At 34.7% G+C, this 13,095-nt stretch carries 13 protein-coding genes and 1 pseudogene; 12 read left to right on the forward strand and 2 right to left on the reverse strand.

Going from position 1 to position 13,095, the window contains the following annotated elements; all coding sequences use genetic code 11:
• Nucleotides 1–221 precede the first annotated feature (221 nt).
• The 9 genes and pseudogenes from rnhA (at nt 222) to ABWU38_RS04590 (ending at nt 8,940) form a co-directional block, all read left to right on the forward strand.
• On the forward strand, nt 222–755 hold the full coding sequence (rnhA, locus tag ABWU38_RS04550) for a ribonuclease HI (RefSeq protein ID WP_264376578.1): 534 nt from the start codon (nt 222–224) through the stop codon (nt 753–755).
• A pseudogene (mutL, locus tag ABWU38_RS04555) lies at nt 746–2,525 on the forward strand (DNA mismatch repair endonuclease MutL). Before rnhA ends, mutL begins: the two are co-directional and overlap by 10 nt.
• Before the next feature lie 67 nt (nt 2,526–2,592).
• Complete coding sequence (locus ABWU38_RS04560) at nt 2,593–3,531, forward strand: helix-turn-helix domain-containing protein (RefSeq protein ID WP_338406618.1); 939 nt, start codon at nt 2,593–2,595, stop codon at nt 3,529–3,531.
• Nucleotides 3,532–3,701: 170 nt separating this feature from the next.
• Entirely contained in the window at nt 3,702–4,358 is a 657-nt protein-coding gene (locus ABWU38_RS04565; protein ID WP_338406606.1) for a RadC family protein, read from the forward strand.
• A 106-nt stretch (nt 4,359–4,464) separates the two neighbouring features.
• Entirely contained in the window at nt 4,465–5,604 is a 1,140-nt protein-coding gene (locus ABWU38_RS04570) for a hypothetical protein (protein ID WP_353272557.1), read from the forward strand.
• Nucleotides 5,605–5,683: 79 nt separating this feature from the next.
• Nucleotides 5,684–6,589 (forward strand): helix-turn-helix domain-containing protein, encoded by a 906-nt coding sequence (locus ABWU38_RS04575; RefSeq protein WP_230609185.1) that lies wholly within the window; start codon nt 5,684–5,686, stop codon nt 6,587–6,589.
• 49 nt (nt 6,590–6,638) lie between these two features.
• Nucleotides 6,639–7,019: a helix-turn-helix domain-containing protein gene (locus tag ABWU38_RS04580; RefSeq protein WP_353272558.1), complete on the forward strand. Its 381-nt coding sequence runs from the start codon at nt 6,639–6,641 to the stop codon at nt 7,017–7,019.
• A gap of 3 nt (nt 7,020–7,022) precedes the next feature.
• Nucleotides 7,023–7,241, forward strand: coding sequence for a hypothetical protein (locus ABWU38_RS04585; protein WP_341819653.1), 219 nt, complete (start codon nt 7,023–7,025; stop codon nt 7,239–7,241).
• Nucleotides 7,228–8,940, forward strand: coding sequence for a recombinase family protein (locus ABWU38_RS04590; protein WP_353272559.1), 1,713 nt, complete (start codon nt 7,228–7,230; stop codon nt 8,938–8,940). Before ABWU38_RS04585 ends, ABWU38_RS04590 begins: the two co-directional genes overlap by 14 nt.
• Here ABWU38_RS04590 and ABWU38_RS04595 read toward each other — a convergent pair.
• Both ABWU38_RS04595 and ABWU38_RS04600 read right to left on the reverse strand, forming a co-directional pair.
• A complete protein-coding gene (locus tag ABWU38_RS04595; RefSeq protein ID WP_353272560.1) occupies nt 8,909–9,145 on the reverse strand; it encodes a hypothetical protein in 237 nt (78 codons plus the stop codon). The genes ABWU38_RS04590 and ABWU38_RS04595 overlap by 32 nt on opposite strands.
• A gap of 255 nt (nt 9,146–9,400) precedes the next feature.
• Nucleotides 9,401–9,937 carry a RadC family protein gene (locus ABWU38_RS04600; protein ID WP_309166290.1) on the reverse strand — a complete coding sequence of 179 codons (537 nt, stop codon included), beginning with the start codon at nt 9,935–9,937 and terminating at the stop codon, nt 9,401–9,403.
• A gap of 1,120 nt (nt 9,938–11,057) precedes the next feature.
• Here ABWU38_RS04600 and ABWU38_RS04605 point away from each other — a divergent pair.
• The 3 genes from ABWU38_RS04605 (at nt 11,058) to ABWU38_RS04615 (ending at nt 12,918) form a co-directional block, all read left to right on the forward strand.
• Nucleotides 11,058–12,164: a D-alanyl-D-alanine carboxypeptidase family protein gene (locus ABWU38_RS04605; RefSeq protein WP_253308928.1), complete on the forward strand. Its 1,107-nt coding sequence runs from the start codon at nt 11,058–11,060 to the stop codon at nt 12,162–12,164.
• A gap of 108 nt (nt 12,165–12,272) precedes the next feature.
• Nucleotides 12,273–12,587, forward strand: coding sequence for a DMT family transporter (locus ABWU38_RS04610; protein ID WP_064124961.1), 315 nt, complete (start codon nt 12,273–12,275; stop codon nt 12,585–12,587).
• 16 nt (nt 12,588–12,603) lie between these two features.
• Complete coding sequence (locus ABWU38_RS04615; protein ID WP_353272561.1) at nt 12,604–12,918, forward strand: DMT family transporter; 315 nt, start codon at nt 12,604–12,606, stop codon at nt 12,916–12,918.
• Nucleotides 12,919–13,095 lie beyond the last annotated feature (177 nt).

Below are 13,095 nucleotides of genomic sequence, written 5' to 3' on the forward strand. Positions count from 1 at the left end.
AGCAAATGAATTCATGAGCTATAAAGAGCTTTAAAAACACTTATTTTGGGTGTGAGAGATTAACCTCCTAATAAAAATACAAGCCCAAAAGCTCAATTACGATTTACCTAATATCGTGAGGACAGGTTCATTAATCTCCCACACCTTTACATGATAAAGATCTTGAAACTTAGTGTCAACATTTCAGTAGCAAATTTATGTTAAATCTATATCCTGTCAATATGGACAAAAAGAAGGTTATAATATATACAGATGGAGCTTGTTCTGGAAACCCTGGTCCCGGTGGATGGGCAGCCGTGGTGATGTATGAAAATAAAAGTGTCTTTATCAAAAAACGTATCTCTGGAGGTGAAGAAAACACAACAAATAACAAGATGGAGCTAAAGGCTGTAATTAATGGACTAAAGATGTTAAAAATTTCCTGCAAAGTTATTGTACACACTGATAGTCAGTATATTAAACAAGGTATAACAGAGTGGATCAACAAGTGGAAAATAAATGGTTGGAAGACAGCCGATAAAAAGCCAGTGAAGAACAGAGAATTATGGCAGGAACTAGATGAAGTTGCTTTGCAGCATGATATTAATTGGAAGTGGGTTAGAGCTCACAACGGTAATATGTACAATGAGGAGGCAGATAGACTTGCTAGAAAGGAATCTAAAAAGCTAAAATATAGAGATTGTGAGGTCAAGAAATCACCAAAAAATAGAGGGAACTCTAAGTTTCATAGATTGGGTGGAGTATTATGGCAATAATTCTTTTAGACACAAAAACTATAAATCGTATAGCAGCGGGAGAGGTAATAGAGAGGCCAGCAAAAGGAATTAGTAGAAAATGCAATAGATGCTGGAAGTTCAGAGATAGAGATCAAAATAGAAAGTGGTGGGCGTAATCTTATAACTGTAACAGACGATGGAAATGGAATAGAAAAGGAAGATTTGGAACTTGCGTTTATGCGCCACGCTACTTCAAAATTAAGCGATAGTGAGTTAATAGAAATCAAACATCTTGGCTTTAGAGGAGAAGCTTTGCCTTCAATTGCAGCAGTAAGTAGAATGAAATTATCGTCTAAGGCAAGTGGAGCAAAGGAAGCATGGTCTATAAGGTATGAGGGAGGAGAAAAAATAAGAGAGATTACCCCTTATTCTTTATTGCAGGGTACATATATTGAAGTTCGTGACTTATTTTTTGCGACTCCAAATAGACTAAAATTTCTAAAAACCGAAAGGGCAGAAACACAAAGTATTGTTGATATTGTGAATAACTTAGCGATGATTAATTATAGTATTGGGTTTACTCTCACTTCTGGTAATAAAAAGCTCTTAAAATATGTTAAGCAAACTTCGCTGTTCAACAGATTATGTGAAATAGAAGAATTTCAAAACAATTCACTGGAAGTTAAAGAGGAAGAAGAAGGCATCAAACTTAAGGGACACATCTGTAAACCAACTATTAGTCGTGGCAATTCAACTCAGATCTATACGTTTGTTAATGGCAGGCCAATAAAAGACAATCTACTTATTGGTGCAATTAGATATGCGTATCAAGATTTTATTCTAAGTGGGAGGTATCCTTTTGCAGTGTTGCACTTAGAGATACCATACGATCAAGTAGATGTAAATGTGCATCCAAATAAATCAGAAGTAAGATTTCAGAATAAAAGGTCAATATATGAAATAGTGAGAAGAGGGATAATAAAAGCATTATTGACGAGGTTCGCAGCAAGTGATGTTAAGTCTCAAAGTATTGAAGAGTTTGATAGCCAAGAGAAGGTTAATAGTGAAGAGGAAAAAAATCAAAAAGAGTTTTATGAAAAGAGACCAAGTCTTTTAGAAAATCGTCTAATGAAAGAATTCAATGCACCAGATGAAAGAAGGCAAAGCTTACCAGAAACGTTTAAGTATGGAGAATCTCCACCCCAAAAGGGAGCGATGGTTCTAGAAAGGGAGCAAATTGATTTAATAGAGGATCATCCTCTAGGGTATGCACGCTGTCAGGTCCACAGTACTTACATTATTGCTGAGGCTAAAGGCAAATTAATTATAGTAGATCAGCACGCAGCTCATGAAAGATTGATATACGAGTGCTTAAAGCAAAAATCAAGCATAAAAAGACAGAAACTTCTTCTTCCTGAAACAGTTGAAATCAAAAACCAAGCTGGAATGGAGATGATTGAAACTTATAAAGATGAGCTTTTTGAAATGGGTTTTGGTATTGAAATAGAATCAGAAGATAAAGTAAGGGTGAAAGAAATACCTGCAATCTTGGGAACAATAGATATAAAAGAGATGCTAGTTGATATAGTAGATAAGTTAATGGAAATGAAAGATACGGTGCCAATAGAGGATAAGGTGAATAAAATATCAGCCACAATCGCTTGCCATGGAGCAGGAAGAAAAATGAAATTGGAAGAGATGAATGAGATACTAAGACAAATTGAGAAAACTCTATATTCTGGTCATGAAAGACCAACGTATATAGAAATAAAACTAAGTGATATAGAAAAATTGTTTGAAAGGAGATGAGTTCAGTTTGTCAAAAAGGTTCCCAATTAGGTATACGTAACGGCTCTTCTGATTATGAGTATAAAATGTGAAAAAAGAGAATAATTACTCTAATTTTTTATATTATAAAGTAGTAGGACAGAAAGTAAGAAGTTGTAGGATAGCAAAGGGGTATACTCAAAAAGATTTAGCAAAAAAAATCGGTGTAACGTATCAAATAGTACTACAATATGAAAAAGGAACACGAAAAATTTCGATTGAAAAGTTGTGCGCTATAGCAAAGGTGTTATCAATTAATATTACGGATCTTATTCCTGTATCAAATGAAAAAATTTGCCTTAAAAACGAAGAAGAAGAGATACTAAATCTAGTAAGAGAATATAAAAAGATTAACGATCAGGAGTTACGTAGAATGCTTTGTTTACTAACTAAAATTGCCAGAGTGAGTGAAGAAAATAGTAAAAAAACGGAGAGAATAAAAATTGCAAAAGCTCTGGTTAAAGCAGGAGTTTTTGTTGATACTGTTTCAAAAACAATTGGTCTATCTGCTGATGAATGTGTTGAAGAAAAAACGGATTCTATCTACTACAAAATAGGAAAAAAGATAAAAGAATGGAGGGTATTACGGGAGTATACTCAAAAGGATTTAGCAGAGAAAATGAGCACAACACGTGACGAAATAAGCAATTATGAACAAGGAAGGGTTGCTGTTCCACTTGATAAATTATATGGAATGGCAGAGGTGTTATCGATTAATATCGTGGATCTACTTGAACTAGCAGAAGATGCAGATGAAAGAGTAGGAAATGAATTACCGAATTTAATTGAAGAATACAAAAAGATTGAAAGCCAAGAACTACGTAATGCACTAATAAAATCTTTGTTTGAAGGGATACGAATTTGCGAAGAGAAAGTGAAAAGAGCAGAAAAGATGAAAATTGCAAAGGATTTAGTGAAAGGAGGAATTTCTATTGATATTATTTTGCAAGCGGTAGGCATTTCTTTAGATGAAATTCAACAAGTTTAAAATAAAAAAATCACCATATATTAATATCTTCACTTCTTGATGAAAAAATAAGTAAAAAAGATTGAGAAATTGATTTGACTTCACTCGAAAGCTATGGCTCTATGCCAATGCTGATAAAAAACAGCAGTAAATATTTAAAAAAAGTTTGTTGTTAGTGAAAGGTAAATTATATGAATAAAAGTAAAGAGGAAATAGAGTTCAGAATATTAGAAAGCAAAGGCAAAGCACTACTTGATCGTGAAATAATGGAAACGTTTCTAAGTGCAGTACATGAAAGACCACAGGCTCAAGAAATTGCTAAAAATCTGGTGAATACTTATACGGGAGTAGGAAGGATTTTAGGTAGAGAAATGGATGACCTGAAAGTTATAGAAGGAGTAACTGATTCTGCAGTAGCAATGATTATGTGTGTTAAGGAAACACTAGAAAGGGTACTGAGAGAAAAGCTCAAGAGTGAGCCAATAATGGACTTACAAGGGCTAGTAGAGTACTTAAACGTAAGTATAGGACACTCAGAAAGGGAATGTGTAAAAATACTGTACTTGAATAAAAGGCGCCAATTAATCGGAGAAGAATCCTATATTGGTGAAATGGAAAAAGCACCAGTATACATAAAGGAAATTACAAGAAAAGCATTAATAAAGAATGCAACATTAGTAATAATGTCACACAACCACCCTGGGGGAAGTTTAGAACCTTCAGAAGAAGATCAAGCAGTAACGAAGAGCTTAGCAGCAGCGTGTAGTACTGTAAGTGTTAGATTATTTGATCATATTATCATTACAAGTGGGGGTTATTTTAGCTTTAGAGAAAACGGATTGTTATAGCAGAAAGTATTTGCAAATCTACCCACTATAATTTATAATGAGTAATATAATGTATAATAACAAAGTTTATTGTACACTTAAAAAGTATTTTTAATATGAGGTTTATATGACTAGTAAAGATCAGAATAAAAAGACTAATGTTAATCACAAGAAAATATTTGGTGCTCTTGAAAGCGTTGATATAGAGCAGTCTAAATTTGTGAGTAAAATTAATAGCCAGAAGGAGATAAAACTGGAAGATACAATGCCTTTCCCTAGCAGAAACGTTCGCGAAAACAAAATCAACTATGGAAAAGGACTTGATTATATATATGGCACAAAACCTGTAAGTGATCAAGAAGATAAAAATCCATTTGCTTCAGCTTTGCAAAAAATAAAGCCAAGTATAAGCGAAAGCGAAAAGTTGAGCTGGTTTAAAAGTGAAGTGGTAGAGGCAAAAAACGTAAATGAATTGCACAAAACTATAGACCAAGTACTAGCCTCTGGAGCAAGAATAAATGCATATAACGATGGGGAATGGAGCATTGCAGAGTATGTAGTATTGGGTACACATTTTCATAAATTTGATAAGACTGATCGAAAAAAGATAATGCGTAAATTAATGCTAAGTGGTGCAGATTTTCATGATACTTTATTGCAGAATAAACTAATAGGTGAAATCTATAATGAGCTACAGCCAGAAGTTCAGCCACAGATAGATAAGCAACTAGAAGAGCTAGAGGAAGCTGGCGAAAATGCTGTGCAAGAAGGAGAATTAATAGATGTTGAGATAGACAATACAACATCGTATATAGAATTTTCTGATAATAGCAAGGTAGAGGTAGCCAAAATACTGAGAGAGTTAGGAAGTAATATTTTAAAAATTGGCAATGATGCAGTTGAGGTTAAAAGTGAGAAGGGAGGTATAAGAAACTATATCGATATGTCAGATGAAAGCTCTATTATATTAGAATTTCCTACAAGCATTGGTAAGCTAAATGTTATATTGTACCACGATGTAAAAAAATATGATCAAGTACAAGTCAGAGTAGAAAACAAGGAAATGTGGGCTGAATTACAACAAATAGGGGAAGAAATTGGAAAAAATTGCCTTTTCGGGGGAGTAAAACTTAAAGAAGCAGTAGAGAAAGGTAGTTTCACTAGATGTGGCATATGGAGTGAAAAGCAGAAGGAAGTAAGTGAAAAATTGTTTTCATGGGTAGACAAAGTACGTGAAAATAGTAAAGAAACTTGTAGGGCACTTTAATTTAAAGGTTCCAGAGTCTGGCTATTATATCTGGAGCCTTTGAGCTATAATAGAAAATATTATATGCAAGGTTCTTTTTGTGGAAAAAAGTCTAGATTATAAAGTGGGAGAAAAATTAAAAAGCTGGAGGTTAGAGCGAGGGTACACTCAGAAAGATTTAGCAGAGAAAATTGGTGTAAAATACTGGGTGATATTGCAATATGAGAAAGGGAATCGTAGAGTTCCAATTGAAAGGTTGTATGCTATAACTGAGGCACTATCAATCAGTATTACGGATCTTATTCCTGTATCAAAAAGCTGTCTTGAAGATGAAGAAGAAATATTAAATCTAGTAAGAGAATATAAAAAGATTAACGATCAGGAGTTACGTAAGATGTTTTGTTTGCTAACCAAATTTGTCCAAGTTAGTGAGAAAAGTAGTAGAAAATCGGAAAAAATAAAAATTGCAAAGAGTCTGGTTAAAGCAGGAGTTTCTGTTGATATTGTTGCAAAAACAATTGGTCTGTCTGCTGATGAATGTGTTGAAGAAAAAGTTGGTTCTATCTACTACCAAATAGGCAAAAAGATAAAGGAATGGAGACTAGTGAGAGAGTATACTCAAAAGGATTTAGCGGAGAAAATGAGTACAACACGTGACGAAATAAGCAACTATGAACAAGGACGCGTAGCTACTCCACTGGGAAAATTATATGAGATAGCAGAAACATTATCGATTAGTATTACAGATCTACTAACAGAGGAAGATGAAGGTAGTAAAGTGGAAAATGAGCTACCGAATTTGATTAAAGAATACAAAGAAATTGAGAGCCAAGAACTACGTCATGCACTAATAAAATCTTTGTTTGAAGGGATACGTATTTGTGAGGGGAAAGTGAGAGAGATAGAAAGGATTAAAGTTGCAAAGGATCTAGTAAAAGGTGGAATTTCTATTGATACTATTTTGCAAGCGGTAGGTTTATCTATTGATATGGTTTTAGATGGATAGCTCGTAAAAAAATTATAGCAATAAAGTTTTTTTCTTAAATGGAGGATAAATGTTTGTTTCTGCAAGCAATGTTAGTTACGGAATAGGGCAAAGAATAGAAAATTGTAGGTTAATGCGAGGGCATACTCAAATAGGATTAGCAAGTCAAATAGGTTTAACATACCAAGAAGTAAACAGCTATGAAGATGGGTATATTCCTATTCCAATTGAAGTACTATATATAATAGCAAGAGTATTATCAGTTGACGTTGTAGATTTATTACCTGAACCAGTAATAGTAAGGGAAGACAGCTATGAATACCCCTGCAACAATGTTGCAACAAACATAAAACTAAAAAAAATAATTTCCCGGCAGCTTCTACTCAAAGAACGAGGAGTTGTTTTCACTTATAGAACCAACGATCAACTGACCATCTGTTTCGATGAGTGATATATGAACATATTTATATATTTTCAAGGAAAGCTCATGGGAAAAAAGAAACTGACTGTTCGTGTTAGCTATAGTTATGAACCTAATCGGTTAGCAGAATTGTACTTATTAGATGCATATAAAAAACTAGCATTAAATAAACAAGTAAATGGGAGCCAAAAGGAGAAAATTTTTGAATGTAACAATAGAATCAATTTAAGGGGGAGCAATGATAACTGTTAGTCTGTACGCGAGAGTTTCTTCAGGAAAACAAGTGCAAGGAGATACAATAGCAAGCCAAATTACTGCTATAGAGAATAAGATTAGTGCTGATGGACATAAATTACTAAGTGAATATAAATTTATTGATAATGGTTATAGTGGCTCTGATATAATACGTCCTAGTTTAGAAAAATTAAGAGATCAAATAGCAGAAGGTAATATTAATAAGGTTTATATTCATTCTCCTGATCGTTTGGCTCGCAAATATGTACATCAAATGTTATTAGTTGATGAATTTAAGAAATTGGGTGTAGAAACAGTTTTCTTGAATTGTCAAATTGACGATAATCCAGAATCTCAATTACTATTACAAATACAGGGTATGATAGCAGAATATGAACGTGCAAAAATTATGGAACGAAGTCGTAGAGGCAAGATTCACGCAGCCAATAAAGGCAGTATAAATGTAATGAGTGGAGCTCCTTATGGCTATCGTTATATAAATAAGCATATAGGAGGAGGACAAGCCTTTTTTGAAATTAATGAAGAGGAAGCTGAAGTCATTCGTAAAATGTTTTTTTGGGTGGGAAGGGGAAGAGTAAGCATTGGAGAAGTATGTCATAGATTAAGAGCTATGTCCATCGTAACACGAACAGGAAAAAGGTATTGGGATAGGAGTGTAGTCTGTCGTCTATTACAAAATCCTGCTTATAAAGGACAAGCAGCATTCGGTAAAAAAAAGCTAGGAGTAAAATTAAAACACGTAAGACCACAGAAACGCTCTTGTGAGCAACCGAAAGACAATTATTCTACTTTTCGTACTGATAAAGAAAATTGGATTTATATTCCTGTACCTAATATTATAAACGAAGATTTATTTGATATAGTTCAAGAACAGCTAACTGAAAATAAAAGAATAGCTAGGAGAAGACGAATGGGAGCAAATTACTTGTTGCAAGGTTTAACAGTATGTCAGCTTTGTCATTATGGATATCATGGTATTAGCACTTGCTCTAGCGCTCGTCGAACATATTATCGTTGTACTGGTACGGAGCGAGGTCACTTTGGTGGCAATAAAATGTGTAATAATAGAATGATTCGTACAGATGTATTAGACGTGGCTGTATGGGAAGAGGTAAAATACCTATTGAAAAATCCTACTCGGATATTAGAAGAATACAAGCGTAGACTTTCAGAGATTAAAAAATCACCATTAGATCAAAAAAGTGACTTTCTTGAGAAAAAAGAAGATCAATTAAACTGTGGCATTGCAAGGCTTATTGATGGCTATACTCAAGGATACATCAATGAAGAAGAGTTTAAACCAAGAATTAAAGCAATGAAACAAACCTTACAAATGATCGGAGAGCAAAAGAAAAAGATATTTGATCAAAAAAGACTTGAACAAGACTTAACTCTAGTGGTGACTACTTTAGAAGAGTTTTCTTCTAGCGTTAACTCAAGTCTTGATAACGCAGATTGGCTAACTAGACGTGATATCATTAGAACATTAGTTAAGCGAATTGAGATTAACCATGAAGACGTGCATATCGTGTTTCGAGTAAAAGAGCTGCCAGACTCTTTCACACACAGTGGAAAAGCGGACCAAAGTTTATTGCAACATTGTTGCAGGAGTCAAGCCGAGATCATTATCAATAACAACAATATTATCAGCTTTCCACCCAAGATCAATTGCTCTTTGTTTCAGCGCATACTGTAACTCCAAACTTTCTTGATTGCTCAGTGCTTGATGAGGTGTTGATTGTCTTATGTAAATTATCGCTTCGCGTGTTAAATGTTGTGCTGTAATTAGCTCTGATGTATTCATGGATGACCTCTTTGGACACTAATAATATGTTTTCTAAAATTTCTGATTTGAGACATTGCGGCATTTTTTTCCACACTCTATTTGGGTTACATGGCATAATTTATACTCCTTTGCTAAAGAAACAAATTCGTATAATGAATCCCATGTTAATTTACTTGTGAGAAAATCTTGCTTACTGGCTAAGTTGGTAGCAAGAAACGGGATACGCAGAATTATGTTATTACGATGAATAACAAATACATTACTACTACAATGGGCTCTTGAACTGATAAAGGATATAGGAAAAGTTCTGCCAAATAGCGGATGAGTTGGATCTGTAACTGTAATCTCTTTTTGGTTGTTGAATGGGGTATTAAGGTGGTTGATCGTGCGATATTACAATGGATGTTGAACCAATCAAAAGTGCGCGCTTGATGATCTCTCTGACATAAAGAGGAGTTTGATCTACTGTACCAACGTTTTGCAGGTCTTCCGCTATTAGACGATACTTTTTATTCATATAGATGACGCGAAAATTTTCCTTATTGAGGCTTCCTATGCTTATTCTTAAATAATCAAGCAATTTTTCCCAGTTATCGATTATAGGCAGGTCTTTTATTTCTTCTCTTGCAGAACGAACAAAGGCTTGTTTCACACAAAAGATGGCAGATATTGCTGCATTGCTGACACCATCAACATTTTGCAGTGCTTCCAGGTCAGCATTAAAAACTTTATTCAAACTGCCAAAATTTTCTATCAAACTCTTTGCTATCGGCTTTACATCAATTCTACTGTATGCTGAATATAAAATGTGCTCTAAAACTTCATAATCAAGTAATGATTGTCCATTATCTAAAATAATTTTCTCTCTTAGGCGCTTTCTATGCCCCTTTTCGTAATTTTTCATCATTAGTGAATTGCTTATCTCTTGTATAATAAGAAGTTAGATTTTTAAGTAAAATATTTAATAAAGCGCATGACGCACAATTGTAAGAACATTCATTTTTAAAGACAGTAAATTGTGTCATCAAAGTAGCTGACGCGAGCTCTACGTCATACCGCAATTCATTCGCGGTATCTCAGCAGATCCCGCTAACAAGTAGCGGGATGACGAAGTTATCGTCATGCCACCGCGAACCGTCATATCGCCGCAGACCGTCATACCGCCGCGGTATCTCTAGATCCCGCTAACAAGCAGCGGGAAGACGAAGTTATCGTCATGCCACCGCGAACCGTCATATCGCCGCAGACCGTCATACCGCCGCGGTATCTCTTAGCATAGATCCCGCTAACAAGTAGCGGGATGACGAAGTTATCGTCATGCCACCGCGAACCGTCATATCGCCGCAGACCGTCATACCGCCGCGGTATCTCTTAGCATAGATCCCGCTAACAAGTAGCGGGATGACGAAGTTATCGTCATGCCACCGCGAACCGTCATATCGCCGCAGACCGTCATACCGCCGCGGTATCTCTTAGCCGCTAACACGTAGCGGGATGACGGTTGTCGTTTAGCCATAAATATTTAAGAAATTTACCAAACGAAAAAAAAGGCAAAAGAAGCCCTAGTCATTGTCTACTTTCAGTATTGGCGTTTTTTAAGTCTTAAACACTGCAATTTAGCTGCTTTTAAATGCAACTCACCTTTGTTTAAATGTTTAAGAAATTTACTAAGCAGAAAAAAAGGCAAAAGAAACCCCGTGTTAGCTAGTTGTCACTCTCTAATCCTGCAAATTGGCGTACTATACTGTCTTAAACGACTTATAAGCGCGTTTCAGCTTATATAGGTAAAAACCCAGAAATGTTGTGAAGACATAAGGTGCACATAGTGCAAAAAATTAAAAATAAGACGCCAACTACGTTGTTTTCTTGCTGTTTAATCTGCACAGATGAAGATAACTGAATACCTTCACTATCATAATAGGGGGGCTGGCGGAGTTTGTCAAGCAAGTTTTATGCAAGAGATCTATTGAAATGCCCCTGTAAAATTATACTATTAATTAGTGCACTGTAAATTTAAAATTATAGATATGTTAAGCAGATTGGTAATTTTGCTATTAGTTTTTATACTTCCTTTTTCTTCATACTCATACCAGTTTAGAACCAAAGCAAAGCAAGCAGTAGTCTTAGATTTAGCTTCAGATTCATTCATTTTTGACCATAATTCTGATGAAAAAATGGCCCCATCTTCAATGAGCAAGCTAATGACTTTATATATAGCCTTCGATTATCTAAAAGCTGGAATAATACACATGGAGGATAAATTTCGAGTAAGCAGAAAAGCGTGGGAAAGAAAAGGCTCTTCTATGTTTTTGAAAGAAGGTCAATCCGTTACGGTGAGGGAATTACTCGAAGGAATTACAATAGTCTCAGGTAATGATGCCTGCATAACACTAGCCGAGGGTATTGCAGGATCAGAAGAGAATTTTGTGGCTGAAATGAATGAGGTTGCACAAAATTTGAACCTGAATGACAGTCATTTTGTCAACTCAAGCGGGTGGCCAGATGGAGATCATTTTATGAGCGCAAAAGACTTGGTAATGCTGGCAAAAAGGATTTTCACTGATTTTCCTGAATATTACGATTTATTTTCTGAACAATATTTGACATATAACGAAATTGCACAAAAGAATAAAAATCTTCTACTTTTTCACGACATTGGGGTTGACGGTTTAAAAACCGGTTATACAAATGCTGGTGGTTATGGCATTGTAGCATCTGCAAAACGAAATGATAGGAGAATTTTTGCTGTCGTAAATGGTTTAAACACTGAGAAAGAGCGAATAGAAGAAGCAAAAAGACTGATACAATACTCCTTAAAACATTTTAATACTAAGAAAATATTTGCTAAAGACAGTGTAGTTGAGGAAGTAAATGTTCTCTATGGAAAAGATAAAAAAGTGCCTATTACAGTTGCAAACGATGTTACCATAACTTACAACCGCAAATTGCATGACCAAATTAAGGTGCGTATTGAATATAAAGATATGATACCTGCACCCATTAAAAAAGGTCAAGAAGTGGGCAAAGTTTTTGTAGAAATACCAGGTGTTGAGCAACAAACTACGCCTCTTTATGCAGCAAATGACGTACAGGAATTGAATTTCGTAGAAAAGTTTTTTAGAATGTTATTTTAAGTTTAATATATTGGCTTTCAAAGCAATTTCGAAAGAGAGATCTATTGCACTTTAGTGTAGTTTTAACTAACAATTTCTGTTACAATACAAGATTGAAATGTTACGAAAATGTGCTGGTTATATTTGTTGCTGTCTAGTATCCTAGAGATACTGTGGGCTGTAACGTTAAAGTTTAGTAACAGTTTTACTAAAGTTGTGCCTTCGATTGCAACATTGGTAATTATGATCATTAGCATTTACTTTTTATCTCTTGCAGCATGCTTTCTACCTATTAGAGTATGCTATGCAGTTTCCTCTGGAATATGCACAATTGGAATAACTATAATTGGTGCAACCGCTTTCACAGAGAATATTAATTTATCTCAAGTTTTATGTATCATTTTAATTGTAATAGGAACCATAGGGCTAAAGCTCTCTATTTAAACCTAAAAATTTATGCATGAATTGGATATATTTACTCTTATCGTCACTAATTGAAGTGTTCTGGGTCATAACACTTAAGCATAGTTGTGGATTTACTCATCTCGTACCATCAATAATTAGCATACTCTCCATGGCTCTTAGTACGTATTTACTTTCGCTCGCTATACGTTCTATACCTATCGGAGTATGCTATGCAATTTGGACTGGAGTAGGTGCTATAGGAGCTTCGATACTTGGAGTTTACCTATTTAATGAACCAGTTAATTTATTCGAAGTAATATGCTTTATTTTAGTTACATTCGGGATGGCTTTGTTGCATCGCTACTTATGAAAGGCTAACTATAGCTAGGATTATAAGCAACCTATTGAAAATCTTGTTTTTTTGCAATCAATCTGATCAAATTTAAGAATAGTAATTTATTATTTATATTAATAAACTTAATTCTATTGAAAATAGCTAAAGCATTGAAATTCTTGAATTTTAGCCGGATTAGTGAGTGGTAGTGAA

This window comes from Wolbachia endosymbiont (group A) of Urophora cardui (genome assembly GCF_964028435.1).
Lineage (GTDB): Bacteria > Pseudomonadota > Alphaproteobacteria > Rickettsiales > Anaplasmataceae > Wolbachia.

Excerpts from the sequence above, each read along its gene's own strand:
- rnhA (WP_264376578.1), top strand. The coding sequence starts at position 222 with ATGGACAAAAAGAAGGTTATAATATATACAGATGGAGCTTGTTCTGGA.
- ABWU38_RS04565 (WP_338406606.1), top strand. The coding sequence starts at position 3,702 with ATGAATAAAAGTAAAGAGGAAATAGAGTTCAGAATATTAGAAAGCAAA.
- ABWU38_RS04570 (WP_353272557.1), top strand. The coding sequence starts at position 4,465 with ATGACTAGTAAAGATCAGAATAAAAAGACTAATGTTAATCACAAGAAA.
- ABWU38_RS04580 (WP_353272558.1), top strand. The coding sequence starts at position 6,639 with ATGTTTGTTTCTGCAAGCAATGTTAGTTACGGAATAGGGCAAAGAATA.
- ABWU38_RS04585 (WP_341819653.1), top strand. The coding sequence starts at position 7,023 with ATGAACATATTTATATATTTTCAAGGAAAGCTCATGGGAAAAAAGAAA.
- ABWU38_RS04590 (WP_353272559.1), top strand. The coding sequence starts at position 7,228 with ATGATAACTGTTAGTCTGTACGCGAGAGTTTCTTCAGGAAAACAAGTG.
- ABWU38_RS04595 (WP_353272560.1), bottom strand. The coding sequence starts at position 9,145 with ATGCCATGTAACCCAAATAGAGTGTGGAAAAAAATGCCGCAATGTCTC.
- ABWU38_RS04600 (WP_309166290.1), bottom strand. The coding sequence starts at position 9,937 with ATGATGAAAAATTACGAAAAGGGGCATAGAAAGCGCCTAAGAGAGAAA.
- ABWU38_RS04605 (WP_253308928.1), top strand. The coding sequence starts at position 11,058 with ATGTTAAGCAGATTGGTAATTTTGCTATTAGTTTTTATACTTCCTTTT.
- ABWU38_RS04610 (WP_064124961.1), top strand. The coding sequence starts at position 12,273 with ATGTGCTGGTTATATTTGTTGCTGTCTAGTATCCTAGAGATACTGTGG.
- ABWU38_RS04615 (WP_353272561.1), top strand. The coding sequence starts at position 12,604 with ATGAATTGGATATATTTACTCTTATCGTCACTAATTGAAGTGTTCTGG.